This window comes from Pseudomonas sp. TMW22080 (assembly GCF_022496745.1).
Classification (GTDB): domain Bacteria; phylum Pseudomonadota; class Gammaproteobacteria; order Pseudomonadales; family Pseudomonadaceae; genus Aquipseudomonas; species Aquipseudomonas bubulae.
In genome coordinates this window covers 736,195-762,959 of record NZ_SCFF01000002.1, presented here as the reverse complement: position 1 = coordinate 762,959, position 26,765 = coordinate 736,195, and the positions used below count along the sequence as shown (strand labels likewise).

Genomic DNA, 26,765 nt, shown 5'->3' with positions numbered 1-26,765 from the left:
GATAGAGGAACAACACATGGGTTTTCTCACCGGTAAGCGCGTACTGATCGTTGGTGTCGCTAGCAAATTGTCCATCGCTTCTGGCATTGCTGCCGCCATGCACCGTGAAGGCGCCGAGCTGGCTTTCACTTATCAGAACGAAAAGCTGAAAGGTCGTGTTGAAGAATTCGCCGCAGGCTGGGGTTCGAACCCTGAGCTGTGCTTCCCTTGCGACGTTGCCAGCGATGAAGAAATCGCCAAGGTCTTCGAAGACCTGAGCAAGAAGTGGGACGGTCTGGACTGCATCGTTCACTCCGTAGGTTTCGCTCCTGGCGACCAGTTGGATGGCGATTTCACCGACGCCACCACCCGTGAAGGCTTCCGCATCGCTCACGACATCAGCGCCTACAGCTTCGTGGCCCTGGCCAAGGCCGGCCGCCCGATGATGAAAGGCCGCAACGGCAGCCTGCTGACCCTGTCCTACCTGGGCGCCGAGCGCACCATGCCTAACTACAACGTGATGGGCATGGCCAAGGCCAGCCTGGAAGCCGGTGTACGTTACCTGGCAGGCAGCCTAGGCCCTGAGGGTACTCGCGTTAACTGCGTATCGGCAGGCCCGATCCGTACCCTGGCAGCGTCGGGCATCAAGAACTTCCGCAAAATGCTGGCGGCCAACGAAGCGCAGACGCCACTGCGTCGCAACGTGACCATCGACGAAGTCGGCAATGCCGGCGCCTTCCTGTGCTCCGATCTGGCATCGGGCATCAGCGGCGAAATCATGTACGTAGACGGTGGCTTCAACACTACCGCCATGGGCAGCCTCGAAGAGTAAACCCTTCGTTACAAGCGCTACTCAAAAACGCCCGATGCAGAGATTGCATCGGGCGTTTTTTTGCCTCGCGACAATCTCTGGGAGATGATCTGTGGGAGCGGGCTTGCCCGCGATACAAACGACGCGATACGTCAGACAGAGCGCATGGATGCCATCGCGAGCAAGCCCGCTCCCACAAAAAAACCAGCGCAAAAAAATGGCCGCTCAATGAGCGGCCATTTTTAGCGAAGCAGGCTGAACTTAGTAGCGCTCAACCTTGGCTTCGTTTTCCAACTGCTTGCGGTAGGCAGCAAAGTCTTGCTGGCCAACACGCGAAGCGAGGAAGCGGCGATACGACGCTTTCTCTTCTTCAGTCGGCGCTACTGCATCGTTGACGCCGTTCAAACGCAATACAACCACAGTGCCATCTGCCAGGGTGACACTGCTGAATGTCGGCTTGTCCTTGGCTGCAGGTTTCGGCATGCGGAATACCGCTTGCAGCACGGCAGGATCAATACCTTCCTGACCACGGGCAACCGCTTCCTGGACCTTCCACGCCTGACCATCAACCGGCTGGTTCAACGGCAGTTTGCCATCGCGCAGCTCCTTGATGATTTCTTCGGCACGGGTTTTGGCCGCAGCACTGGCGTGCTCCTTGACCAGTTGCGCACGAATGCTCGAGGCAACAGCCTCCAGCGGCAACTGCTCAGGCTTGCGGTGCTCCTTGACGCGCAACACCACTACGGTCTCAGGGTCCAGCTCCAGGGCTGTACTGTTCGCGCCCTCATCCATCACTTCGGTGCTGAATGCGGCCTGAATCACAGCGCGATTGGCGGTGACACCCTCGCCCCCCTCGCGACCAAATGGCGCAGAGGTATGCACAGTCAGCTTAAGCTCTTGAGCTGGCTGAGCCAGATCGGACGCTTCAAATGCCGAGTCTTCCAATTGCTTGGTTGCATCGACAAACAGGCGTTCAACCTGCTGGGTTTTCAGGTCATGGGTCAGCTTGTCTTTCAGGCTGGCAAAGCTCGGCACTTCAGGTGCTTCAACACCCAGCAGCTTGATCAGGTGATAACCGAAGCTGGTGCGTACCGGCTCCGAAACCTGGTCCTGCTTCAACCCGTAAACAGCCGTTTCGAACACAGGATCGTAAACACCAGGGCCTGCGAAGCCCAGGTCACCGCCATTGGCAGCCGAACCCGGATCCTGGGAGAACTCCTTGGCCAGAGCTTCGAAGCTTTCACCTTTGGCCAGACGCTGCTGAATCTCGGCGATCTTGGCTTTGGCCTGCTCGTCGCTGACCTTGTCGTTCACTTCGATCAGGATATGCGCAGCGCGGCGCTGTTCGGCCAGGTTGGCGATTTCCTTTTGATACAACGCTTGAAGCTCATCATCCTTCACGGCTACCTGGTCAAAGAAAGAAGATTTCTTCAACTCGATATAGTCGATCACGACCTGATCAGGGGTCATGAATTCCTTGGCGTGCTCGTCGTAGTAAGCCTTGATTTCGTCATCGCTCAGTTTCACCGCAGCCGGGTCGGCCTTGATGTTCAGCGAAGCGAAATCACGAGTTTGTTTCTCAAGACGGGCGAACGCATTCACCTGTTCGTCGGTCACGAAACCACTGCCCGCCAGACCGGCACGCAGCTGACCAATCAGCATTTCTTCGCCCAGCATGTTACGGAACTGCAAGCGACCGTAACCCAGTTGACGGATCACCTGGTCGAAACGCTCAGGGCTGAATTTGCCGTCTTCCTGAAATTCAGGAGTCAACAGAATGACTTGGTCCAAAGCGGCTTCAGAAAACGAAAACTTCGCGTCTTTGGCGCCTTGCAGCAACAGCTTGCGATCGATCAACCCTTTGAGGGCCGCTTCACGCAGCATTTTTTCATCCAGCAACGACGAGTCGAAATCCTTGCCCAACTGCTGCAGCAGCTGCCGGCGTTGCATATCGACGGCCTGGCTCAGTTCAACCTGGGTGATTTCTTCACCGTTAACCTTGGCAGCATCCTGGCTGGTAGAGGTGGCTTGAAAAATGGCATCGAAACCGGTCAACGCCATTAACGCGACGATGACACCGATGATGGTCTTGGCAATCCAGCCTTGTGAATTGTCCCTGATATTTTGCAGCATGCTTCCCCCAGAAACGGTCTTGCATAATGAGCAACCGTGGAGCGTGGGTAGAGTCCGGATAGAAGAAAGGCGCATCCGAGGATGCGCCTTCTCGTAACTGGCGGAGCGGACCGGGCTCGAACCCGCGACCCCCGGCGTGACACATCGATGTTGCCACCGACTGCACTACCGCTCCGCTGCCAAGCCTGGCGTGCGCCTGACCCGGTTGGGTAAAAGGTGTTACAGAAACTTAGTTAACCGCTTCTTTCAGTGCTTTACCGGCTTTGAAGCCTGGCTTTTTGGCAGCAGGAATTTCCAGCGTTTTACCGGTCTGTGGGTTACGACCAATACGGGCAGGACGATCGGTTACAGAGAAAGTACCAAAACCAACCAGTACCACAGAGTCGCCAGCCTTAAGAGCGCCAGTGACGGATTCGATTACTGCGTCCAGCGCACGGCCAGCTGCAGCTTTCGGGATATCAGCAGATGCAGCGATAGCATCAATCAGTTCCGACTTGTTCACTCTAAGTCCCCTTATATCTGTCTGAGTATGTTTCTAAAGTTTTTTGGTAAAAGCAAAACGACTGCTGAAGCACTTACGGACACTTATAGAGCCGCTTTATAACAAGGGCTCTAAAAAGCGTCAAGAAAGCCCGTCAGGCGAATCCGTATTAATGCGTGCTAATTCTTTCCTTAGAGTCAGATTCTCGTTTGTCGTCCTTGGCAACAATCTCGGGAGCCACATCCGGCAAGGGCTCCGGGGCGTATTGCAGCGCAATTTGCAGGACTTCGTCAATCCATTTAACCGGTTTAATCTGAAGATCCTGTTTGATGTTGTCAGGAATTTCCTTCAGGTCACGAACGTTCTCTTCAGGAATAATTACAGTTTTGATGCCACCACGATGAGCAGCAAGTAATTTTTCCTTCAGGCCACCAATCGCCAACACCTGACCACGAAGGGTAATTTCACCGGTCATGGCAACATCGGCGCGTACCGGAATCAGGGTCAATGCAGAGACCAGGGCAGTACACATTCCCACACCAGCACTAGGGCCATCTTTAGGCGTAGCGCCTTCGGGCATGTGAATGTGAATATCGCGTTTTTCGTGGAAATCCAACGGGATACCCAGGCTCTTGGCGCGGCTGCGCACCACCGTCAATGCAGCGGTGATGGACTCTACCATCACGTCGCCCAGCGAACCGGTCTTGATCAGCTGGCCTTTGCCAGGAACAACGGCCGCTTCGATGGTCAACAACTCGCCACCCACCTGGGTCCAGGCCAGGCCGGTCACTTGACCGATCTGGTCCTGAACTTCAGCCAAACCGTAGCTGAATTTTCTTACGCCCAAAAAGTGCTCAAGTAGCTCCGGCGTGACGGTGACCGCAAAGCGTTTTTCCAGCGCATGCTCTTTGACCGCCTTGCGGCAGATCTTCGCAATCTGGCGCTCAAGGCCCCGCACACCGGCTTCCCGGGTGTAGTAGCGGATCATGTCGCGGATGGCTTCGTTATCAAATGCCAGCTCGCCCTTCTTCAAGCCATTGGCTTCAATTTGTTTCGGGGCCAGGTATTTGACAGCAATGTTGATTTTTTCGTCTTCGGTGTAGCCAGGCAGACGAATGACTTCCATCCGGTCCAGCAAGGCTGGCGGGATGTTCATCGAGTTGGACGTACACAGGAACATCACATCGGAGAGGTCGTAATCAACCTCGAGGTAATGGTCGTTGAAATTGTGGTTCTGCTCGGGATCGAGCACTTCAAGCAGTGCAGACGCCGGATCGCCGCGCATGTCACTGCCCATCTTGTCGATTTCATCAAGCAGGAACAGCGGGTTGCGCACACCAACCTTGGTCATCTTTTGAATCAATCTTCCTGGCATCGAACCGATGTACGTACGGCGATGGCCACGAATTTCCGCTTCGTCACGCACGCCACCCAAGGCCATACGCACGAATTTACGGTTTGTTGCGTGGGCAATGGACTCAGCAAGCGAGGTTTTGCCTACACCCGGAGGACCGACCAGGCACAGAACCGGACCACGAATTTTCTTCACACGCTTTTGCACGGCAAGATATTCGAGAATCCGCTCTTTGACTTCGTCCAGACCGTAGTGATCTGCGTCCAGAATGTCTTCAGCACGCTTGAGATCCAGGCGCACCTTGCTCTGAGCCTTCCACGGCACCTGCACCAGCCAGTCGATGTAGGAGCGCACCACGGTGGCTTCTGCGGACATTGGCGACATTTGCTTGAGCTTGTTCAGCTCCGCCTGGGCCTTGGCCATTGCATCTTTCGGCAAACCGGCAGCATCGATGCGTTTTTTCAGCTCTTCGATTTCATTGTGACCTTCGTCACCATCACCCAGCTCTTTCTGAATGGCCTTCATCTGCTCATTCAGGTAGTACTCGCGCTGGCTGCGCTCCATTTGCTTTTTGACGCGACCACGGATGCGCTTTTCGACTTGCAGCAAGTCGATCTCGGCATCCAGCAGGGCCAGAACGTGCTCGACACGGGCCTGCAGATCGATGATTTCGAGGATTTCCTGCTTCTGCTCGATCTTGAGTGCCATATGGGCAGCCATGGTATCGACCAGACGGCTTGGCTCGTCAATGCTGTTAAGCGATGACAGAACCTCGGCCGGGACTTTTTTGCCCAGTTGCACGTATTGCTCAAACTGCGAAAGCAGGCTGCGCACAAAGACCTCGGATTCGCGATCCGGGGCAGCCACTTCGTCAATCAGGGAGACTTCGGCACTCAGATAACCATCTGCCTGACCAAAATGCTCAACCGCACCGCGCTGCTCACCCTCAACCAGCACTTTGACCGTGCCGTCCGGGAGCTTGAGCAGTTGCAGAACAGTTGCAATGGTACCAACGCGATACAGGGCGTCTTCGCCCGGATCGTCGTCAGCCGGATTCTTTTGAGCCAACAGCAAAATTTGCTTGTCGCCCGTCATCGCAGCCTCAAGGGCCTCGATCGACTTCTCGCGTCCCACGAACAGTGGGATCACCATGTGCGGATACACAACAACATCACGCAACGGCAGGAGAGGCAATTCGATGGTTGTCTTCATGATTTCGCCTCTACGGCGGCCATAAGGCCGTAATCAGATGGATGTAAGCTTGAAGCCAAGATGGGGGCAGTCTTGAAAAAAAACAAGCGTTGAACGACAGGAAAAACAAAGGGGCCCGAAGGCCCCTTCTTTAACACGCAATGTGGAATGCCAGCATTACATTTACGCGTCAGGTGCAACCTTGGCAGTCGCTTCGTTGTTTTCATAGATCAACAACGGCTTGGACTTGCCTTCTATAACGCTTTCGTCGATCACAACTTTACTCACCTCGGATTGCGAGGGGATTTCATACATTGTGTCGAGCAGCACGCCTTCAAGAATCGAACGCAGGCCACGAGCGCCCGTTTTGCGCTCCAGAGCACGCTTGGCCACGGCCTTCAAGGCGTCGGCACGGAACTCAAGATCTACACCTTCCATCTCGAACAGCTTGCCGTACTGCTTGGTCAAGGCGTTCTTCGGTTCGGTGAGGATCTGCATCAAGGCAGCCTCGTCCAGCTCGTCCAGGGTTGCCAGCACAGGCAGACGACCCACGAATTCCGGGATCAGGCCAAACTTGACCAGATCGTCAGGCTCGACTTCACGCAGGGATTCGCCAACCTTCTTGCCCTCTTCCTTGCTGCGCACTTCGGCACTGAAGCCGATGCCGCCGCGAGTCGAGCGCGCCTGTACAACCTTCTCAAGGCCCGAGAACGCACCACCGCAGATAAACAGGATGTTGCGGGTATCAACCTGCAAGAACTCCTGCTGCGGGTGCTTGCGGCCGCCTTGAGGCGGTACGGAAGCCACGGTACCTTCGATCAGCTTGAGCAATGCCTGCTGCACACCTTCACCGGAAACATCACGGGTAATCGAAGGGTTGTCAGACTTGCGCGAAATCTTGTCGATTTCATCGATGTAGACAATGCCCATCTGGGCTTTTTCTACGTCGTAATCGCATTTCTGCAGCAGCTTCTGAATGATGTTTTCAACATCTTCGCCTACGTAACCGGCTTCAGTCAGCGTGGTTGCGTCAGCGATGGTGAAAGGTACATTCAACAGGCGTGCAAGGGTTTCTGCCAGCAGGGTCTTACCCGAACCGGTAGGGCCGATCAGCAGGATGTTGCTCTTGCCGAGTTCGACGTCGTCGTTTTTCTTGTCACGCTGGTTGAGGCGCTTGTAGTGGTTGTACACCGCTACAGCCAAAACCTTTTTGGCACGTTCCTGACCAATGACGTATTGATCAAGGATGCCGCTGATTTCTTTTGGCGATGGTAATTTATGCGCGCTGCTCTCGGCCTGGGCTTCCTGCACCTCCTCACGGATGATGTCATTGCACAGGTCAACGCATTCGTCGCAGATAAAGACCGAGGGGCCGGCAATCAATTTGCGCACTTCATGCTGGCTTTTGCCACAGAAGGAGCAATAGAGCAATTTGCCGTTGTCCTCGCCGTTGCGGGTGTCAGTCATTCGATCGATCCAAATCCGATAGGCTTGCAACACAAGATGAAGGCAACTGCGGGCTTTTTCAAGCCCGCAGGTGGTCGGTTAACCCAACCACCCACATTTGAGCTGCTTAAGCGGGCATTTGACGCTTGCTGAACACAGAGTCGATCAAACCGTATTCGGCTGCACGCTCGGCGCTCATGAAGTTGTCACGCTCGGTGTCGCGCTCGATGGTTTCGAGAGTCTGGCCCGTGTGGTGAGCCAGCAGCGAGTTCAAACGGTGACGGATGTTGAGGATTTCCTTGGCATGAATGTCGATATCCGACGCCTGGCCCTGGAAACCGCCCAGTGGCTGGTGAATCATCATGCGCGAGTTCGGCAGGCAGTGACGCTTGCCCGGTGCGCCACCGGCCAACAGGAAGGCACCCATGCTGCAGGCCTGGCCGATGCAGATGGTCGACACGTCAGGCTTGATGAATTGCATGGTGTCGTAGATCGACATGCCTGCAGTCACCGAACCGCCCGGCGAGTTGATGTACAGGTGGATGTCCTTGTCCGGGTTCTCGGCTTCAAGGAACAGCAGCTGCGCAGCCACCAGGTTGGCCATGTAGTCTTCTACGGGGCCGACCAGGAAGATGATTCGCTCCTTCAGGAGGCGCGAGTAGATGTCGTAAGCGCGTTCGCCACGGGCGGACTGCTCGACAACCATCGGGACCAGGCCGCCAGCGGCGTGGATATCAGAGTTCTGCTGAATATAAGAATTGCGGGACATGTCCGGCAGTCACTCCCAAATAGTCTTGTCTGGATACGCATAAGCCAGCTCGAGGCTGGCTTATGGTTGTGTTTTCTAACGAGTCAGAAATCAGTCGGCTTGTGGAGCTTCCACCGGCTTGACAGCTTCTTCGTAAGAGACCGCTTTATCGGTCACCTTGGCCTTCTGCAGAACAGTATCCACAACTTGCTCTTCCAGCACAACCGAACGAACCTCGTTCAATTGCGCGTCGTTTTTGTAGTACCAGGCTACAACCTGCTCTGGCTCCTGGTAAGCGGAAGCCATTTCCTGAATCATTTCGCGAACGCGATCTTCGTCAGGCTTGAGGTCGAACTGCTTGACCACTTCAGCCACGATCAGACCCAGCACTACACGGCGGTTGGCTTGCTCTTCGAACAGCTCTGCCGGCAGTTGATCAGGCTTGATGTTACCACCGAACTGCTGAACAGCCTGCACGCGCAGACGGTCAACTTCGTTGGCCAGCAGCGACTTCGGCACTTCGATCGGGTTGGCAGCCAGCAGGCCGTCCATTACCTGGTTCTTGACCTTGGACTTGATGGCCTGACGCAGTTCACGCTCCATGTTCTTGCGAACTTCGGCGCGGAAGCCTTCCAGACCGGTTTCCTTGATACCGAACTGGGCGAAGAACTCTTCGTTCAGCTCTGGCAGCTTAGGCTCGGAAACAGTGTTCACGGTTACGGTGAACTCGGCTTCTTTGCCAGCCAGGTCCAGATTCTGGTAGTCAGCAGGGAAAGTCAGTTTCAGAACGCGCTCTTCACCGGCTTTGGCGCCTACCAGGCCTTCTTCAAAGCCAGGAATCATGCGGCCCGAACCCAGCACCAGCTGAGTACCGGTGGCGGAGCCGCCAGCGAACACTTCGCCGTCTACCTTGCCAACGAAATCGATGTTCAGCTGATCATCGTTCTGGGCAGCACGGTCAGTCACTTCAAAGCGGGTGTTCTGCTTGCGCAGCACGTCCAGCATCTTGTCCAGGTCGGCATCAGCCACTTCGGCGCTCAGGCGCTCGATAGCGATGGTGTCCAGACCGGTCACTTCGAATTCAGGGAATACTTCGAAAGTAGCAACGTATTCCAGATCTTTGCCTTTTTCGAAAACCTTAGGCTCGATCGAAGGAGCACCAGCCGGGTTCAGCTTCTGCTCAACCACAGCTTCGTAGAACGAAGACTGGACTACATTGCCCAGCGCTTCCTGGCGCGCATCAGCTTCGTAACGCTGACGGATTACGCTCATTGGCACCTTGCCTGGACGGAAGCCCGGGATCTTGGCCTTTTGGGCAGTCTGTTGCAGACGCTTGTTGACTTCAGCCTCAATACGCTCAGCTGGCACGCCAATGGTCATGCGACGCTCAAGAGCGGAAGTATTTTCAACAGAAACTTGCATGGATATTCCTCGTTGCACAGACATTAGCCGGCCGTTTCCGACCCCATAATCAAGGGCAAGCATTCTAGTGGGTCAAACTCAAGAAGTCACCCTACCGCAAACACCCTAAGAAACGGCCGACAGAAATTAAGTAAAAGCAGCCATCCGCCTCGCCTTCTATATAGATAGAAGACTGCACTGATCAATTGGCGATAACGGGCAGCCTTTGGAGCTACCCCGATCTGCGCGCATTGTCACACAAATCACAGAGGACGCTAAGCATGCGGGAAACAAGGCGCCGAACGACACCCCTATATGCGATTCTCAAACCGCAGATACAAAAAAACGCCAGAGGGTTAGTCTGGCGTTTTCTTTTAATATGGGGTGGACGAAGGGGATCGAACCCTCGACAACGGGAGTCACAATCCCGTGCTCTACCAACTGAGCTACGCCCACCATAGTGCGCTTACAACGCTGCCTGCTCCTGGAAGCCGACAGTTACAACCAAAGAAAAAGCCGCTACAAGCGGCTCTATCAAAATTTGGTGCGGACGGAGAGACTCGAACTCTCACACCTTTCGGCGCTGGAACCTAAATCCAGTGTGTCTACCAATTCCACCACATCCGCATTTCAAACTCTTGAAGCAAAGACGCCAGACTTTTAATCTGGCGGCTTTCTAAATATGGGGTGGACGAAGGGGATCGAACCCTCGACAACGGGAGTCACAATCCCGTGCTCTACCAACTGAGCTACGCCCACCATATTGCCTGTACTGCTTTACTTGTGCCAAAGCTGCCTAATGGCGCACCCGGCAGGACTCGAACCTGCGACCATCCGCTTAGAAGGCGGATGCTCTATCCAGCTGAGCTACGGGCGCATTGTTAGCCTGTATTCTTTGACGACTACAAACCAAGTGCTTTCAGTATCACCAAGCTGGACAACAACTTCGCTCTACCTTCTTAACCAGTGCTAGGCTGTGCCCGACAAGTGCGACGAATGTTATAGGTGAGCCCGTAAGTCGTCAACTGTTTTTTAAAAAAAGTTTAGAAATATAAAGGAGTTAGGGCAATAAACAGACCAGGCGCCTTTGCCCTCGCGCCGCGGCATGCGAGAATGCACGTCCTTTTTCCACCCTTTACGATGGTTAATCACGCGTAATGACTGCACAACTAATCGACGGCAAAGCGATCGCCGCCAGCCTGCGCCAGCAGATTGCCAAACGTGTCGCCGAGCGCCACGAGCAAGGCCTGCGCACCCCTGGTCTGGCAGTGATTCTGGTCGGCAGCGATCCTGCTTCCCAGGTTTATGTTTCGCACAAGCGTAAAGACTGCGAAGAGGTAGGCTTTATTTCCCAAGCCTATGACCTGCCCTCCGACACGACCCAACAGGACCTCACCGACCTGATCGACCGTCTCAATGACGACGCGAACATCGACGGCATCCTGCTGCAACTGCCTCTGCCTGCCCATCTGGATGCCTCCAAACTGCTGGAGCGTATCCGTCCGGACAAAGATGTCGACGGTTTCCACCCCTATAACGTCGGTCGTCTGGCCCAACGCATCCCGCTGCTGCGCCCATGCACCCCCAAAGGCATCATGGCCCTGCTGGAAAGCACCGGCCAGGACCTGTACGGAATGGACGCGGTCATTGTCGGCGCCTCCAATATCGTTGGACGCCCGATGGCCATGGAATTGCTGCTGGCTGGCTGCACCGTGACCGTAACCCACCGTTTCACCAAGGACCTGGCCGGCCACGTTGGCCGCGCCGACCTGGTGGTGGTAGCTGCCGGCAAGCCTGGCCTGGTCAAAGGCGAATGGATCAAGGAAGGCGCCATCGTCATCGACGTGGGCATCAACCGCCAGGCTGATGGCAAGCTGGTGGGCGACGTGGTGTACGAGACCGCCCTGCCCCGCGCGGGCTGGATCACCCCGGTACCGGGCGGCGTAGGCCCGATGACTCGTGCCTGCCTGCTGGAAAACACCTTGTACGCAGCCGAAGAATTGCACGGCAACTAGTGCAAAGCGCTGCAAAAAAACGGCACCTTCGGGTGCCGTTTTTATTGGCGCCGCTAAAATCCGGGCAAACAAAAGCCCGCACTTGGCGCAATGCCATGACCTCAATTGTGGGAGCGAGCCTGCTCGCGAAAGCCCACCCGAGACCTTCGCGAGCAGGCTCGCTCCCACAAAATCATCAGCATCACGCCCCGTACGGGCTTTTGTTCACACAACGGGCAATCTAGTCAGCCAAGCGCCAGGTTGTCCCGCCTTTACTGTCTTCCAGCACCACACCCATTGCCGCGAGCTGATCACGGATACGGTCAGACTCCGCCCAGTCCTTGGCAGCGCGGGCAGCCAGACGCGCATCGATCAAGGCCTGCACCTGAGCGGCATCGATCTTGCCTTCAGCACCGGCCTGCAGAAAGTCATCCGCTTCAAGCTGCAACACACCCAGCACATCGGCCAATTGCTTGAGACGTGCCGCCAGACCGGCAGCCGCCTGCAGATCGGTTTCGCGCAACCGGTTGATCTCGCGAACCATCTCGAACAGCACCGCACAGGCTTCCGGCGTACCGAAGTCGTCGTTCATGACCTGGGTAAAGCGCTCAACAAAGGCTTCACCACCGGCCGGAGCAACCTTGGGCAACCCTTTCAGTGCGTTATAGAAGCGATCAAGGGCTGCCTTGGCATCCTTGAGATTGTCTTCCGAATAGTTGATCGAACTACGGTAGTGGCTCGACACCAACAGATAACGCACAACCTCCGGGTGATACTTCGCCAGAACGTCGCGAATGGTGAAGAAGTTGTTCAAGGACTTGGACATCTTCTCGCCATTGATGCGAATCATCCCGCAGTGCATCCAGGCGTTGGCGTAGGTTTTACCCGTAGCCGCCTCGCTTTGGGCGATTTCGTTCTCATGGTGCGGAAACTCCAGGTCGCTGCCGCCGCCATGAATATCGAAGGTCTCACCCAGGCAGCAGGTAGACATCACCGAGCATTCAATGTGCCAGCCCGGACGACCCGGGCCCCACGGCGACTCCCAGCTCGGCTCGCCCGGCTTGACGCCTTTCCACAACACGAAGTCCAGCGGATCGTCCTTGGCCTCGTCGACCTCGATGCGCGCGCCGATGCGCAGATCTTCGATCTTTTTGCGCGACAGCTTGCCGTAGCCCATGAACTTGGCAACGCGGTAGTACACGTCACCATTGCCCGGGGCATAGGCGTAACCCTTGTCGATCAGGGTCTGGATCATCGCGTGCATGCCAGGGATATGATCCGTGGCACGAGGCTCCATATCCGGCTTGAGGATATTGAGCCGCGCTTCATCTTCATGCATGGCCGCGATCATGCGCTCGGTCAGCACCTCGAAAGGCTCGCCGTTTTCACGCGCACGATTGATGATCTTGTCTTCAATGTCCGTAATGTTGCGCACGTAGGTCAGGTTGTAGCCGCTGAAACGCAACCAGCGGGTCACCAGATCGAAGGCAATCATGCTGCGACCATGGCCGATGTGGCAGTAGTCGTACACGGTCATGCCGCACACGTACATGCGCACATTGTTGCCGTCCAGCGGCTTGAAAACTTCTTTGCTCTTGGTGAGCGTGTTGTAGATCGTAAGCACGGCTTGTTCCTTCAAAACTTGATCACTGGCCCCACGAATCACGCAGGGTCACGGTACGGTTGAATACCGGGTGACCGGGTTTCGAGTCCTTGATATCTGCGCAGAAGTAGCCTTCGCGCTCGAACTGGAAACGGTCTTCCGGCTGTGCATTGCCCAGCGAGGGTTCAGCACGACAACCGGTCAGTACCTGCAGCGAGTCAGGGTTGATGTTTTCCAGGAAGCCCGCGCCGTCTTCGGCCTTTTCAGGGTTCGGCGAGCGGAACAGACGATCATACAAACGCACTTCGCATTCGACGCTGGCAGCCGCCGGCACCCAATGCACAACACCCTTGACCTTGCGACCTTCAGGGTTTTTACCCAGGGTCAGCGGATCGTACGAGCAATGCAGTTCAACGATGTTGCCATCGGCATCCTTGATCGCTTCGTCGGCACGGATCACATAGCTGCCGCGCAAACGCACTTCGCCCGCAGGCTCAAGACGCTTGTAGCCTTTTGGCGGCTCTTCCATGAAGTCTTCACGGTCGATGTAGATTTCACGGGCAAACGGCAACACCCGCACACCCATGTCTTCCTTAGGGTGGCAAGGCAGCTCGAGGTTTTCGACCTGACCTTCCGGGTAGTTGGTGATGATCACTTTCAATGGACGCAGCACGCACATGGCGCGCGGCGCGCTGTGGTCCAGATCGTCACGAATGCTGAATTCCAGCATGCCGAAGTCAACAACACCGTCAGAACGGTTGGTGCCGACCATGTCACAGAAATTACGAATCGATTTAGGCGTGTAACCGCGACGGCGGAAACCCGACAGCGTCGACATGCGCGGGTCATCCCAGCCGTTGACGTGCTTTTCATCGACCAGCTGCTTGAGCTTGCGCTTGCTGGTGATGGTGTAGTTGAGGTTCAGACGGCTGAACTCGTACTGACGCGGGCGCGCCGGTACTGGCAGGCTGTCCAGGAACCATTCGTACAGCGGACGATGGCTTTCGAACTCCAGGGTGCAGATCGAATGGGTGATGCCTTCAATGGCATCCGACTGACCGTGGGTGAAGTCATAGTTGGGGTAGATGCACCACTTGTCACCGGTCTGGTGGTGATGGGCATGACGGATGCGGTACATGATCGGGTCGCGCAGGTTCATGTTCGGCGAGGTCATGTCGATCTTGGCGCGCAGCACACGCTTGCCGTCTTCAAACTCACCGGCGGTCATGCGGGCGAACAGATCCAGGTTCTCTTCAACGCTACGGTCGCGGAACGGGCTGTTCTTGCCGGGCTCGGTCAGGCTGCCGCGGTATTCCTTGGCTTGCTCGGGCGTCAGGTCGCAGACGTAGGCCTTGCCTTCTTTGATCAGGTAAATCGCCCACTCGTGCAGTTGATCGAAGTATTGCGACGCGTAACGCACTTCACCGGCCCACTCGAAGCCCAGCCACTTGACGTCGCTTTCGATGGCGTCGATGTATTCCTGGTCTTCTTTTGCCGGGTTGGTGTCGTCAAAACGCAAATGCGTCACGCCGCCAAACTCTTGAGCCAGCCCAAAGTTCACACAAATGGATTTGGCATGACCGATGTGCAGATAGCCGTTTGGCTCCGGCGGAAAGCGGGTCACGATCTGTGTGTATTTACCCGAGTCTAGGTCCGCCTGAACGATTGGACGCAGGAAGTTAGCCGGGACAGCAGGGCCAGCCTTTGGATTCAGAGTGGGGTCGACAGTGGGCTTGCTCATAGGATCCTTGAACGTAACAGGGTGCGCGGCCTGGGTCGGCCGACTAAATCAAAGCGCCTATCATAGCCGATGCCGCCAAGTCACTGACAGAGCAGGTGCTCAATCAAAGCGATTGAAATGCCGGCTTTTAGTCCCCATATGGGAAAAACACCATCGAAATGCCGTGCGAGCACGCTAAACTCCGCCCGCGGCTGTATCTACCCAGCCAGCCCGGGAGATTGAGGTGTGTTCACCCCGCTCCCCGGCCCGACGAATTCCCTGATAGAGCGATACGACCATGACCCAAGTAAAACTGAGCACCAACCACGGCGACATCGTGATCGAACTGAACGCTGAAAAAGCACCGATCACCGTAGCCAACTTCATCGAATACGTAAAAGCCGGCCACTACGAAAACACCGTTTTCCACCGTGTAATCGGCAACTTCATGATCCAGGGCGGCGGTTTTGAGCCAGGCATGAAAGAAAAGAAAGACAAGCGTCCAAGCATCCAGAACGAAGCCGACAACGGCCTGCCGAACGAGAAGTACACCGTGGCCATGGCTCGCACCATGGAACCGCATTCGGCTTCCGCCCAGTTCTTCATCAACGTGGCTGACAACAGCTTCCTCAACCACAGCGGCAAAACCGCTCAGGGCTGGGGCTACGCCGTATTCGGTAAAGTCGTTGCAGGCCAGGACGTAGTAGACAAGATCAAAGGCGTTGCCACCACGTCCAAAGCCGGCCACCAGGACGTGCCTAAAGATGACGTGATCGTCGAGAAAGCAGAGATCATTGAGTGATACTGCTGATTTCAGATTTGCATCTGGAAGAGGAGCGCCCGGACATTACCCGGGCGTTTCTGGATTTCCTGACCGGGCGTGCGCGCTCGGCTCAGGCGCTCTACATCCTGGGCGACTTTTTCGAAGCCTGGATTGGCGACGATGCCATGACCCCCTATCAGCGCTCGATCTGTGCAGCGCTGCGCACCCTGAGCGAGACCGGCACGCAGATCTTTCTGATGCACGGCAACCGCGACTTTTTACTTGGCCAGGCCTTTTGTAAAGCGGCTGGCTGCACCCTGATCAAAGACCCCAGCGTGGTCGACTTCTATGGCGAACCGGTTTTGTTGATGCACGGCGACAGCCTGTGCACGCGCGACGAAGCCTATATGCGCCTGCGACGCATCCTGCGCAACCCCGTCACTTTGTGGGTCCTGCGCCACCTGCCGCTGAGCACGCGGCATAAACTGGCGCGCAAGCTGCGCAGCGAAAGCCGCGCCCAGACCCGCATGAAAGCCAACGACATCGTTGACGTGACCCCCGAGGAAGTACCCCGGATCATGGCGCACTTTGGTGTGCACACCCTGATTCACGGCCACACCCACCGCCCGGCGATACACAAACTGCAGATCGGCGAACAGACCGCCCGGCGCATTGTGCTGGGTGACTGGGACCGCCAGGGCTGGGTACTGCAAGTGGATGAGCAAGGCATGCAGCTCGCGCCGTTTGATTTTGCTCCGCCTGGCGCACAGTAAACTCGTGGGAGCGAGCCTGCTCGCGAAGGTTTCTGCACAACATCACAGATAAACCGCATGCCGACTTTCGCGAGCAGGCTCGCTCCCACAAGGGACTTGCAGGGCTCCAGCCCCTCTACCTCTAATGCCCGCTGGTCGCCGGCCCCGCCTTGGCTATAAACGGTGGTTTCGCCAGCCACACCAGCAGAATCAAGCCCATAAACAGCCAACCCATCATGGTGAAGTAATCCACGGTGGAGAACATATAGGCCTGACTGGTCAGAATCTTGTCCATCTGTGCATAGGCGGGCGTGCTGGCGCCCCCCAGGCTTTCGAGCGTATGCCGGGTCACAGGGTCATAGGCGCTGATGCTTTCGCTCAAGTAGGCATGATGCTGATCCGCCCGGCGAATCCAGATCCAGGTGGTCAAGGACGCCGCAAAGCTGCCGCCCAGTGTGCGCAGGAAGGTCGCTAGCCCCGCGCCATCAGCAATCTGATGCGGCGGCAAATCCGACATCAAAATGGTCAAGGTCGGCATAAAGAACAGGGCCACGCCAATCCCCATGAACAGCTGCACCATCGCGATATGCTGGAAATCCACCTCATTGGTGAACTCGGCACGCATAAAGCAGCTCAGGCCAATAGCCAAAAAGGCCAGCCCGGCCAACAGGCGCAAGTCGAATTTATTCGCGTACTTGCCCACAAAGGGCGACATCAAAACCGGCAAGATCCCGATCGGTGCCACCGCCAGACCGGCCCAGGTAGCGGTATAGCCCATCTGCGTCTGCAGCCATTGCGGCAAAATCAGGTTGATACCAAAGAACCCGGCATAACCCAACACCAGCACAATGGTGCCAATCCGGAAGTTACGGTGAGCAAACAGGCGCAAGTTGACGATCGGATGCTTGTCTGTCATTTCCCAAATGATAAAGGCCGCCAGTGCCACTACCGATAACGCCGTGCCCGAGAGAATGAAACTGGACTCGAACCAGTCCAGATCATTGCCCTTGTCGAGCACGATCTGCAACGCACCCACACCGATGATCAAGGTGATTAGCCCCACGTAATCCATCGGTTGACGGGTAATCACCACCGGGCGCGCCTTGAGTTGCTGACGAACCACCATCACGGCAAAAATACCGATCGGGATATTGATAAAGAAGATCCACGGCCAACTGTAACTGTCGGTGATCCAGCCGCCCAAAATAGGCCCGGCAATCGGTGCAACCACCGTGACCATTGCCAGCAATGCCAATGCCATCCCCCGTTTTGCCGGGGGATACACCGCAATCAGCAAAGTCTGGGTCATGGGATAAAGCGGCCCTGCCACCAGCCCCTGGAGCACGCGAAACCCGACCAGCTCTGGCATCGAGGTGGAAATACCGCACAAAAACGAGGCCAGAACGAACAGCATCGTGGCCCACAGAAATAACTTAACCTCACCAAAACGCCGGCTGAGCCAGCCGGTTAACGGCAAGGCAATCGCGTTACTGACCGCAAATGACGTAATGACCCAGGTACCCTGCTCCGAACTCACTCCAAGATTACCGGAGATGGTGGGCAAGGCGACGTTGGCGATGGTGGTGTCCAGCACCTGCATAAAGGTCGCCAGCGACAGGCCGATCGTGGCCATTACCAGGCTGGGAGGGGAAAATGACGCGTTTGTACTCATCGCAAATCCTTTAAAACCGGGGATGCAGCCCCACCCTTGCGGCGGGGCTCATGGATTGGCGAATCAGCGTTGGGCGGCCATGTCGCCAGTGCCAGCGCTGTTGCTGTCAATCAAACGCGTAATCAGGGCTTCGGCATCGACCAATTGCTGCGCATACACCGTGGTGGAGAACGAAGCTTTTTGCGGCGGTTGCTGAGCCAGTACCGGACCACTTTGGTCACGCAGGTTGACATCCACAGTCGTCGACAAGCCGACCCGCAACGGGTGCTCGGCCAGCTCATCGGCATTGATATGAATACGCACCGGCACACGCTGGACAATCTTGATCCAGTTGCCCGTGGCATTTTGCGCGGGCAACAGAGCAAATGCACTGCCGGTACCGGCACCGATACTGTCGATGGTGCCGCTGTATTTCACGCCGCTGCCGTAGATATCAGACTCAATATCCACCGCCTGCCCGATACGCATCTTGTGCAACTGGGTTTCCTTGAAGTTGGCATCGATCCACAGCTGGTTAAGCGGAATGACCGCCATCAACGCCGTGCCCGGCTGAACCCGCTGGCCCAGCTGCACGGTGCGCTTGGCCACATAACCGGTGACCGGCGCAATCAGGGTGGAACGGGCATTGGCCAGGTACGCCTGGCGCAGTTGCGCCGCTGCAGCCTTCACATCCGGGTGGTTGGCCACCGTGGTGTTATCGACCAGCGCCAGGGTGGTGTCGAGTTTTTGCTCGGCATTGCGCAAGGCGCTTTGCGCCGAAGACAGATCATCCCGGGCATGGGACAACTCTTCCTGAGAGATCGCCCCGCCTGCTGCCAGGCTTTTACGGCGGCTGTAGTTGTCCTGGTTTTTCTGCACTTCAACTTTCTGCGCAGCCACCTGGGCTTTCATGCCCTTCACATCACTGAACAGGCCGCGTACCTGGCGCACGGTACGGGCCAGATTGGCTTCAGCGCTCTGCAGGCCGACCTGGGCATCGCTCGGATCGAAATCAATCAGCACCTGCCCTTCATGCACCAGATCGCCATCATCGGCGCCGATACTCACCACCGTACCGGTGACCAACGGGGTGATTTCAACCACGTTGCCATTTACATAGGCATCGTCGGTGCTTTCATTCCAGCGACCATAGAGCTCTTCCCAGGCCCAGACACCCAGCCCGAGCAGGATGACCAAAATTGCCAGGCCGCTCAGCCAGAGCTTGCGTTTGCGCTGGCTGGCAGCGTCCTGGGGTTGTTGCGTTTCATTCGGTGTTTGCACAGTGGCCATGACGGGTACCTAAATTATTCTGCCAGCGAGGGCTTCAGCGGGAGCGGCCGCAGCCGGATTGCCGGGCTCAAGTCCGCCGCCCAGGGCTTGCATCAGTTGAATCGAAAGGTCGATCTGCTCGGCATTCAGGCCCGCCAGCTGGCGCTGCGCCTGCAACAATTGCTGCTCGATGCTGAGCACGTCGAGGTAGTTGCCGACACCCGAGCCGTAGCGCTGCAAGACGGTATCGAACGACTCCTGAGCGATCTGGGTGGCCCGTTGCTGGGCGCTTATCTGCTGGCCCACGGCACTTAACTGCGCCAGGGTGTCACTGACATCGCCCAGGGCGCCGACCAGGATCTTGTTGTATTGCGCCACCGCCAGATCGTAATTGGCGTCCTCTGCGTCCAGCCCGGCACGCAAACGCCCGCCATCAAAGATCGGCAGCGAAATCGCCGGGGCAATATTGAGGAAGCGACTGGCAGAACCGAACAGCGCATCACCCAGCAACGACTGGGTTCCCGCCGCTGCACTCAAATTGAGATTGGGATAAAAACGCGTCCGGGCGGCGGCAATATTCTTGCTCGCCGCCTCTACCCGCCAGCGCGCAGCCACCAGATCGGGGCGACGCCCCAGCAGTTCAGCTGGCAAGCTGCTCGGTAACGCCACGGCGCCCGGGGCGAGGGTTTTCGGGCGAGCGATATCCATCCCGCGGTCCGGCCCCTTGCCCAACAACACCGCCAGTGCGATGCGTGCACTTTTGAGTTGTTTTTCAGCATTGATCAACTGCTCCTGGGAGCTGGCCTCAAGGCTTTCGGTTTGCTGGTACTGGTAATGGCTGTCGATACCGGCTTGCAGGCGGCGCTTGCTCAGGTCCAGCATTTTACCGGTGCGTTCCAGGTCATCCCTGGCCAGGTCGCGCACGATAAAGGCATGTCCCAGGCTGCTATACCCCCGCGCTACATCGGCAGCCAGGGTCAGGCTCGCGGCCTGAGTGTCGACTTCGGCAGCGCGGGCCTGGCCCAACGCCGCTTCCCAGGCCGCACGCTGGCCGCCCCATAGGTCGAAGGTGTAATTAAATGTCAGGCTGGCGTTGCGTAGCGTGTCGTAACGGCCACCCTGGCCGGTCGGATCCTGGGAACGCGACAGGCGCGAACGCGAAACATCGGCCTCGGCATCCAGGGTCGGCATGCGTGCGGCATCTGCAGCCCCGGCTGCAGCCGTTGCTTGATGGGCGCGGGCACTCGCTATTTGCATATCAGGGCTGTCGCGCAACGCTTGTTCGATCAAGCCATCCAGTTGAGTGTCGCCCAGGCGCTTCCACCAGTCCTTTTCAGGCCATGCCGCCGGGCTGACGGCAATGCCTGCAAGGGTCCTGGCCGCTTCCAGGTTTTTCCCGTCCTGGCTCACGCCCTCGGTGTTCAGCCCGCTGTAGCTGGCACAACCGGCCAGCAGCATCGACGTAAAAACCAGGCTCAGGCCTGTACGCAGTGTCTTGTGGCTCATTTTTCACCTAAACGCATGACAGTGATGGGATCACCCGCTGCCAACAGTATTTTCTTGAGGATCTGTTCCAGGCTTTGCAGTTCTTGCGGGCTGATGGCGCCGGCCAGCTGGTTCATCGCATCGGCACCGACCTTCGGCAGAAGGCCTGCCAGGGCCTTGCCGTCTTCGCTCAGTACCAGCCGCACCTGGCGACGGTCAGCCTCGGAACGCTGGCGCACCAGCAGGTTTTTCTGCTCAAGACGATCGAGCATGCGCGTCATCGAGCCGCTGTCCAGGCACAGATGGCGGCAAAGCTCAGCCGGAGTGTCGACGTCGAACTGGGCCATGATGATCAGCACCTTGAACTGCGCCGCGGTGATGCCGTAAGGCTCCATATGGCGGTCAATGATCTTGTCTTTGAGCATGGCCGTGCGCCCCAGGAGCAAACCCAGGGTGCAGTTTTGAAAGTTATCGGGGTGAAAATGCTTCATCAGGGCACCAGGAAGCTGCCTAGGCAGTAATGTTTCTAAATATTACTGTCTAGGCAGCTAATGTCAAGCCGATTATTAGGTGGCTATCTATCTGGTTTTTCAGCGGGCACGCAAACCGGTGCCTAAGAGAGCAACTATCTAGATGATGGCGGGATTGTTGTGGGAGCGGGCTTGCTCGCGAGGGCATCGCCCTGCCTGCATGACAGACCGCAGCGTCTGCATCGCGAGCAAGCCCGCTCCCACAGTAGATCTACAGAAGACTCAAGAAACTGCCGGCACACCACTATGAAAGCGGAATTCAACATCCGGCGACTCAATCAGCTCCTGCTCCGCCGCCCTCACCCGCTCGATCACCTGGGCGATATCCTTGGCGTCGCCATACTGGTAGGCCAGTTTCAGATAACCCTGGAAATGTCGGGCCTCGCTCTTGAGCAGACCGAAGTAGAACTTGCCGAGCTCTTCGTCCAGATGCGGCACCAGCGCCTCGAAACGCTCGCAGCTGCGGGCCTCGATAAACGCCCCCACCACCAGGGTATCCACCAGTTTGACCGGCTCATGGTTGCGCACCACCTTGCGCAGCGCCGAGGCATAGCGCCCGGCCGATAGCTGGCGCAGCTCGATCTTGCGCTTTTTCATCAGACGCATGACTTGCTCGTGGTGCACCAGCTCTTCACGAGCCAGACGCGACATCATATTGATCAGGTCAACATGGGAGTGATATTTGGCGATCAGGCTCAGCGCCGTGCTGGCGGCCTTGAACTCGCAGTTTTTGTGATCGATCAGCAGGGTTTCCTGATCAGCCAGTGCCGCTGCAATCCAGCCGTCAGGCGTTCGGCAACCCAGGAACTCATGAATTTCAGGAAGATTCACGCGCACACTCCCAGGCATTGGGAATTGCACGGCAGACCGGCAGTGATTTGAACAATTGCTGACATGGGACTCACAAAGACTGAATTGAGGCGAGCCGGTGATTATACGGGCCCCGGCGCGCAGCACCAACGACACAACTTGATATGCATCAACGCAGGTTCAACTGCCGACCAACTATAGTGAATGCACGCCTTTTCTATTACATGTGGAGTCACCGGTCATGCACAGCATTAACAGCCTGTTGGTCGTCATCGAGCCTCACCTGATGGAAAGCCTCGCACTCAAGCGGGCCAAGCACATTGCCAGTCACACCAAGGCGCATCTGCATCTATTGATCTGCGATAAAAAAAATGACCACTCAGCCCTGCTGAGCGTGCTTGAAAGCAGCCTCAAAAGCGAAGCCTACAGTGTGAGCAGCGAGCAGGCCTGGCACGAAAGCCAGCACGCCACCATTATCAAAGTGCAGCAGGCGCACAACTGCGGGCTGGTGATCAAACAGCATGTGCCCGACAACCCGCTAAAAAAAGTCCTGCTGACCCCTGAAGACTGGAAACTGCTGCGCTATTGCCCAAGCCCGGTGCTGCTGGCCAAAACAGCACAGAGCTGGGAGCACGGCGAGATACTGGCAGCCGTCGACGTGGGCAATAACGACCCGGAGCATATGGCCCTGCATACCAGCATTGTCGACCACGGCTTTCGCATCGCCAGCATGGCCCATGCCGAACTGCATGTGGTCAGCGCCCACCCGGCGCCAATGCTCGCAACAGTCGACGCGGTCTACCCGCTGGATACCGAGCTGGAACAGACCTACCGCGCAGAATGTAAAGTCTTCCAGCAACAATGCGAAATTGACGACAGCCGCCTGCATATTGAAGAAGGCCCGGCGGACGTGATCATTCCGCGGGTAGCCAAAAACCTGGACGCCGTGGTCACCGTGATGGGCACCGTCGCCCGTACCGGTTTTTCCGGGGCCCTGATCGGCAATACCGCCGAAGTGGTGATCGACAAGCTGGAAAGCGACATTCTGGTGCTCAAGCCCGATGACATCGTCGAGCATCTGGAGCAACTGGCGAGCAAGCTCTGAGCGCTTACTCGCCAAACGCATCCTTCAGAAAGCCCGGGGCGATATAGCGCTGATAATGCGCTTCGGACAGGAGGAAAAATTCCCGATCAATGGCATCGCGCAGATCGGTCAGCGGCCAGCCGCGAAACTCCGGCAACAGCACCATGCCGTACAGCTCCAGCTGGTTGATCACCCGCGCCCCGCGGGCAATCAGCTGGTAGGCCCAGCAATACTCGGACTGGGCAGGCACAAAGCGGATTTTGCGCGCCACCAGCTGGTCACGCAGCGTGGCCCGGTCGAACACTTCGACCTTGCCGGCCATCACCTGCACCAACAACTGCTCGAGCCGACGCCACACGGCACGCTTTTCTTCCTCGTTGTAACCGTTCCAGTTGATCACTTCATGATGGAAACGCTTGCAACCACGGCACACAAGGTCGCCGTAAACCGTTGAGCAAAGGCCTATGCAGGGGGTCTTGATGGTTTGATTGGACATGGCGAAATAGAGCACTGCAGAACGAAACAGGTGGCCATGTTAGCCCTTTGTCTAACGCAGATCACCCCTCAACCTTCAGGGCCTAACTTACCTTTAACAAGTTTTTACCGTAGAATCGGCCTGCCTTTTAAGGCGCCAATGTCCGTTAGAAGCTGTTTTCAAAGCGTCACGAGCACAGTTGATCCCGAAGAACGGTGTTGGTGAGGGGTGTTTGCACTGCAGATACCCCCACCGACATTCATCATCTCCCCCGTTCGGAAGGCGTAAAACTTTGAAAACAGCTTCTGTTGGGAATCCTTGAAACTCTGGCCAAGCGGCTCATAAAGCCGCGCAGCGCATGAGTGCTCGGCATTCCTGGATGAGCGTCCCGGACACCCATTTGGGACCAATGATGAGGGTAATAACTGTGCTTGAAGCCTACCGCAAACATATCGAAGAGCGCGCAGCACTGGGTATCGTTCCCCAGCCGCTTAACGCCGAACAAACCGCAGGCCTGGTTGAGCTGCTGAAAAACCCGCCTGCCGGCGAAGAAGAATTCCTCGTAGACCTGATCACCAACCGCATTCCGCCGGGTGTTGACGAAGCTGCTTACGTAAAAGCCGGCTTCCTGGCCGCGATTGCCAAAGGCGAAGCGACCTCTCCGCTGATCAGCAAAAAACGCGCTGTTGAACTGCTTGGCACCATGCAGGGCGGCTACAACATCGTGACCCTGGTTGACCTGCTGGACGACGCGGAGCTGGCTCCGGTTGCCGCCGAGCAACTCAAGCACACCCTGCTGATGTTTGACGCCTTCCACGACGTTGCAGAAAAAGCCAAGAACGGCAATGCCCACGCCAAAGCCGTGGTGCAGTCCTGGGCTGACGGCGAGTGGTTCAAGAACCGCCCTACCCTGGCTGACAAAATCAGCCTGCGCGTGTTCAAGGTAACCGGCGAAACCAACACCGACGACCTGTCGCCGGCACCGGACGCCTGGTCGCGCCCTGACATCCCGCTGCACGCCCTGGCCATGCTGAAAATGGCCCGTGACGGTATCGTGCCGGACGTGCAAGGCTCCATCGGCCCGATGAAGCAAATCGAAGAAATGCGCGGCCAGGGCTTCCCTATCGCTTACGTCGGTGACGTAGTCGGTACCGGTTCGTCGCGCAAGTCGGCAACCAACTCCGTACTGTGGTTCTTCGGCGACGACGTTCCTTATGTACCGAACAAGCGTGCCGGCGGTTTCTGCTTCGGCAGCAAAATCGCTCCGATCTTCTACAACACCATGGAAGATGCTGGCGCACTGCCAATCGAATTTGATGTTTCCAACATCAACATGGGCGACGTGATCGACCTGTACCCGCACGCAGGCAAAGTCTGCAAGCACGGTACTGACGAAGTCATCACCACTTTCGAACTGAAAACCCCGGTTCTGTTGGACGAAGTACGCGCTGGCGGCCGTATTCCGCTGATCATCGGCCGCGGCCTCACCGAGAAGGCTCGCGCCGAGCTGGGTCTGGGCCCTACCGACCTGTTCAAGAAGCCTGAAGCACCGGTTGAAAGCACCAAGGGTTTCACCCTGGCGCAGAAAATGGTCGGCAAGGCTTGCGGCGTGACTGGCGTTCGTCCAGGCACTTACTGCGAACCGAAGATGACCACCGTAGGTTCTCAGGACACCACCGGTCCTATGACCCGTGACGAACTGAAGGACCTGGCGTGCCTGGGCTTCTCCGCTGATCTGGTGATGCAGTCGTTCTGCCACACCGCGGCTTATCCAAAGCCGATCGACGTGACCACCCACCACACCCTGCCTGACTTCATCATGACCCGCGGCGGTGTTTCCCTGCGTCCGGGCGACGGCATCATCCACAGCTGGCTGAACCGCATGCTGCTGCCGGATACCGTCGGTACCGGTGGTGACTCCCACACCCGTTTCCCGATGGGCATTTCGTTCCCGGCCGGTTCGGGCCTGGTGGCGTTCGCCGCAGCTACTGGCGTAATGCCATTGGATATGCCGGAATCGGTTCTGGTTCGCTTCAAGGGCGAAATGCAACCGGGCATCACCCTGCGTGACCTGGTTCACGCCATTCCTTACGTCGCTATCCAGAAAGGCCTGCTGACGGTAGAGAAGAAAGGCAAGATCAACGAATTCTCGGGTCGTATCCTGGAAATCGAAGGTCTGGACAACCTGAGCATCGAGCAAGCCTTCGAACTGTCCGACGCTTCGGCAGAACGTTCGGCAGCCGGTTGCACCATCAAGTTGTCCAAAGAGTCGATCACCGAATACCTGAACTCCAACATCACCCTGCTGCGCTGGATGATCGGTGAAGGTTACGGCGACGCACGTACCCTCGAGCGTCGTGCTCAAGCGATGGAAGCCTGGGTAGCCAACCCTGAGCTGATGGAAGCCGATGCTGACGCCGAATACGCGCACATTATCGAAATCGATCTGGCTGACATCAAAGAGCCTGTGCTCTGCGCGCCAAACGACCCGGATGACGCCCGTCTGCTGTCCAGCGTTGCTGGCGAGAAAATCGACGAAGTGTTTATCGGTTCGTGCATGACCAACATCGGCCACTTCCGCGCTGCGGGCAAGTTGCTGGACAAGGTCAAAGGCCAGCTGCCAACCCGTCTGTGGCTGTCGCCGCCGACCAAGATGGACGCTCACCAACTGACCGAAGAAGGCTACTACGGTATTTACGGCAAAGCTGGCGCGCGCATGGAAATGCCGGGCTGCTCGCTGTGCATGGGTAACCAGGCACGTGTAGAGCCGAACTCGACTGTTGTGTCGACTTCGACCCGTAACTTCCCGAACCGTCTGGGTGACGGCGCGAACGTTTACCTGGCTTCGGCCGAGTTGGCGTCGGTTGCCTCGATCCTGGGTCGCCTGCCTTCCGTTGAGGAATACATGGCCTACGCGGCAGAGATCAACACCATGGCTGCGGACGTGTACCGCTACCTGAGCTTTGATCAGATCGCCGAATTCCGTGAAGCGGCAGCCAATGCCAATATCCCGGTTATTCAAGCGTAAGCTGATGCAGTAACGAAAAAGCCCCGACTCTTACGAGCCGGGGCTTTTTCATGTCTG

At 57.0% G+C, this 26,765-nt stretch carries 20 protein-coding genes and 4 tRNA genes; 6 read left to right on the top strand and 18 right to left on the bottom strand.

Going from position 1 to position 26,765, the window contains the following annotated elements; translation table 11 throughout:
* Positions 1-16: 16 nt before the first annotated feature.
* Positions 17-811, top strand: coding sequence for an enoyl-ACP reductase FabI (gene fabI / locus EQV96_RS09900; RefSeq protein ID WP_016782317.1), 795 nt, complete (start codon positions 17-19; stop codon positions 809-811).
* A gap of 240 nt (positions 812-1,051) precedes the next feature.
* Here fabI and EQV96_RS09895 read toward each other — a convergent pair whose 3' ends face one another.
* The 10 genes from EQV96_RS09895 to EQV96_RS09850 form a co-directional block, all read right to left on the bottom strand.
* Positions 1,052-2,923, bottom strand: coding sequence for a SurA N-terminal domain-containing protein (locus EQV96_RS09895; RefSeq protein ID WP_095019322.1), 1,872 nt, complete (start codon positions 2,921-2,923; stop codon positions 1,052-1,054).
* 229 nt (positions 2,924-3,152) lie between these two features.
* Positions 3,153-3,425 (bottom strand): HU family DNA-binding protein, encoded by a 273-nt coding sequence (locus EQV96_RS09890; protein WP_016782315.1) that lies wholly within the window; start codon positions 3,423-3,425, stop codon positions 3,153-3,155.
* Between the two features lie 148 nt (positions 3,426-3,573).
* Positions 3,574-5,970, bottom strand: a complete 2,397-nt coding sequence (gene lon, locus EQV96_RS09885) for an endopeptidase La (protein ID WP_095001708.1) — start codon at positions 5,968-5,970, stop codon at positions 3,574-3,576.
* A 162-nt stretch (positions 5,971-6,132) separates the two neighbouring features.
* A complete protein-coding gene (clpX, locus tag EQV96_RS09880; RefSeq protein WP_016782313.1) occupies positions 6,133-7,416 on the bottom strand; it encodes an ATP-dependent Clp protease ATP-binding subunit ClpX in 1,284 nt (427 codons plus the stop codon).
* 106 nt (positions 7,417-7,522) lie between these two features.
* Positions 7,523-8,164, bottom strand: a complete 642-nt coding sequence (clpP, locus tag EQV96_RS09875; protein WP_095001709.1) for an ATP-dependent Clp endopeptidase proteolytic subunit ClpP — start codon at positions 8,162-8,164, stop codon at positions 7,523-7,525.
* A 90-nt stretch (positions 8,165-8,254) separates the two neighbouring features.
* Positions 8,255-9,565 carry a trigger factor gene (gene tig, locus EQV96_RS09870; RefSeq protein WP_029611584.1) on the bottom strand — a complete coding sequence of 437 codons (1,311 nt, stop codon included), beginning with the start codon at positions 9,563-9,565 and terminating at the stop codon, positions 8,255-8,257.
* 359 nt (positions 9,566-9,924) lie between these two features.
* Positions 9,925-10,000, bottom strand: a tRNA-His gene (locus tag EQV96_RS09865).
* Between the two features lie 86 nt (positions 10,001-10,086).
* Positions 10,087-10,171: transfer RNA gene (locus EQV96_RS09860), tRNA-Leu, on the bottom strand.
* A gap of 56 nt (positions 10,172-10,227) precedes the next feature.
* Positions 10,228-10,303, bottom strand: a tRNA-His gene (locus tag EQV96_RS09855).
* A 41-nt stretch (positions 10,304-10,344) separates the two neighbouring features.
* A tRNA-Arg gene (locus tag EQV96_RS09850) sits at positions 10,345-10,421 on the bottom strand.
* Between the two features lie 280 nt (positions 10,422-10,701).
* Between EQV96_RS09850 and folD the strand changes: the two genes are divergently transcribed.
* Positions 10,702-11,559 carry a bifunctional methylenetetrahydrofolate dehydrogenase/methenyltetrahydrofolate cyclohydrolase FolD gene (gene folD / locus EQV96_RS09845; protein WP_088377854.1) on the top strand — a complete coding sequence of 286 codons (858 nt, stop codon included), beginning with the start codon at positions 10,702-10,704 and terminating at the stop codon, positions 11,557-11,559.
* A gap of 220 nt (positions 11,560-11,779) precedes the next feature.
* Here folD and cysS read toward each other — a convergent pair whose 3' ends face one another.
* Together cysS and EQV96_RS09835 are read right to left on the bottom strand one after the other, a co-directional pair.
* Complete coding sequence (cysS, locus tag EQV96_RS09840) at positions 11,780-13,162, bottom strand: cysteine--tRNA ligase (RefSeq protein WP_095001710.1); 1,383 nt, start codon at positions 13,160-13,162, stop codon at positions 11,780-11,782.
* Positions 13,163-13,184: 22 nt separating this feature from the next.
* The gene (locus EQV96_RS09835; protein ID WP_095001711.1) at positions 13,185-14,882 is read right to left on the bottom strand and encodes a glutamine--tRNA ligase/YqeY domain fusion protein; all 1,698 of its coding nucleotides are present in this window, start codon (positions 14,880-14,882) and stop codon (positions 13,185-13,187) included.
* A gap of 277 nt (positions 14,883-15,159) precedes the next feature.
* On the opposite strand from EQV96_RS09835, the gene EQV96_RS09830 reads away from it, so the two are divergent.
* Both EQV96_RS09830 and lpxH read left to right on the top strand, forming a co-directional pair.
* A complete protein-coding gene (locus tag EQV96_RS09830) occupies positions 15,160-15,663 on the top strand; it encodes a peptidylprolyl isomerase (protein WP_095001712.1) in 504 nt (167 codons plus the stop codon).
* Positions 15,660-16,397: a UDP-2,3-diacylglucosamine diphosphatase gene (gene lpxH, locus EQV96_RS09825; RefSeq protein WP_240881918.1), complete on the top strand. Its 738-nt coding sequence runs from the start codon at positions 15,660-15,662 to the stop codon at positions 16,395-16,397. The genes EQV96_RS09830 and lpxH overlap by 4 nt, the downstream gene beginning before the upstream one ends.
* A gap of 121 nt (positions 16,398-16,518) precedes the next feature.
* Here the strand turns inward: lpxH and EQV96_RS09820 are convergent, their stop codons facing one another.
* The 5 genes from EQV96_RS09820 to miaE all read right to left on the bottom strand — a co-directional run bounded on the left by EQV96_RS09820 (position 16,519) and on the right by miaE (position 22,142).
* The gene (locus tag EQV96_RS09820; RefSeq protein ID WP_095001714.1) at positions 16,519-18,048 is read right to left on the bottom strand and encodes a DHA2 family efflux MFS transporter permease subunit; all 1,530 of its coding nucleotides are present in this window, start codon (positions 18,046-18,048) and stop codon (positions 16,519-16,521) included.
* 63 nt (positions 18,049-18,111) lie between these two features.
* Positions 18,112-19,317: an efflux RND transporter periplasmic adaptor subunit gene (locus EQV96_RS09815; protein ID WP_095019325.1), complete on the bottom strand. Its 1,206-nt coding sequence runs from the start codon at positions 19,315-19,317 to the stop codon at positions 18,112-18,114.
* 9 nt (positions 19,318-19,326) lie between these two features.
* On the bottom strand, positions 19,327-20,802 hold the full coding sequence (locus tag EQV96_RS09810; protein WP_095001716.1) for an efflux transporter outer membrane subunit: 1,476 nt from the start codon (positions 20,800-20,802) through the stop codon (positions 19,327-19,329).
* Positions 20,799-21,272: a MarR family transcriptional regulator gene (locus EQV96_RS09805; protein WP_095020911.1), complete on the bottom strand. Its 474-nt coding sequence runs from the start codon at positions 21,270-21,272 to the stop codon at positions 20,799-20,801. The genes EQV96_RS09810 and EQV96_RS09805 overlap by 4 nt, the downstream gene beginning before the upstream one ends.
* A gap of 261 nt (positions 21,273-21,533) precedes the next feature.
* The gene (gene miaE, locus EQV96_RS09800; protein ID WP_095001718.1) at positions 21,534-22,142 is read right to left on the bottom strand and encodes a tRNA isopentenyl-2-thiomethyl-A-37 hydroxylase MiaE; all 609 of its coding nucleotides are present in this window, start codon (positions 22,140-22,142) and stop codon (positions 21,534-21,536) included.
* Positions 22,143-22,362: 220 nt separating this feature from the next.
* On the opposite strand from miaE, the gene EQV96_RS09795 reads away from it, so the two are divergent.
* Positions 22,363-23,226 carry a universal stress protein gene (locus EQV96_RS09795; protein WP_240881916.1) on the top strand — a complete coding sequence of 288 codons (864 nt, stop codon included), beginning with the start codon at positions 22,363-22,365 and terminating at the stop codon, positions 23,224-23,226.
* Positions 23,227-23,230: 4 nt separating this feature from the next.
* Here the strand turns inward: EQV96_RS09795 and EQV96_RS09790 are convergent, their stop codons facing one another.
* Positions 23,231-23,701: a DUF1289 domain-containing protein gene (locus EQV96_RS09790; RefSeq protein ID WP_095001720.1), complete on the bottom strand. Its 471-nt coding sequence runs from the start codon at positions 23,699-23,701 to the stop codon at positions 23,231-23,233.
* A gap of 406 nt (positions 23,702-24,107) precedes the next feature.
* Between EQV96_RS09790 and acnB the strand changes: the two genes are divergently transcribed.
* Positions 24,108-26,708, top strand: a complete 2,601-nt coding sequence (acnB, locus tag EQV96_RS09785) for a bifunctional aconitate hydratase 2/2-methylisocitrate dehydratase (RefSeq protein WP_095001721.1) — start codon at positions 24,108-24,110, stop codon at positions 26,706-26,708.
* The last annotated feature ends 57 nt before the right edge of the window (positions 26,709-26,765 follow it).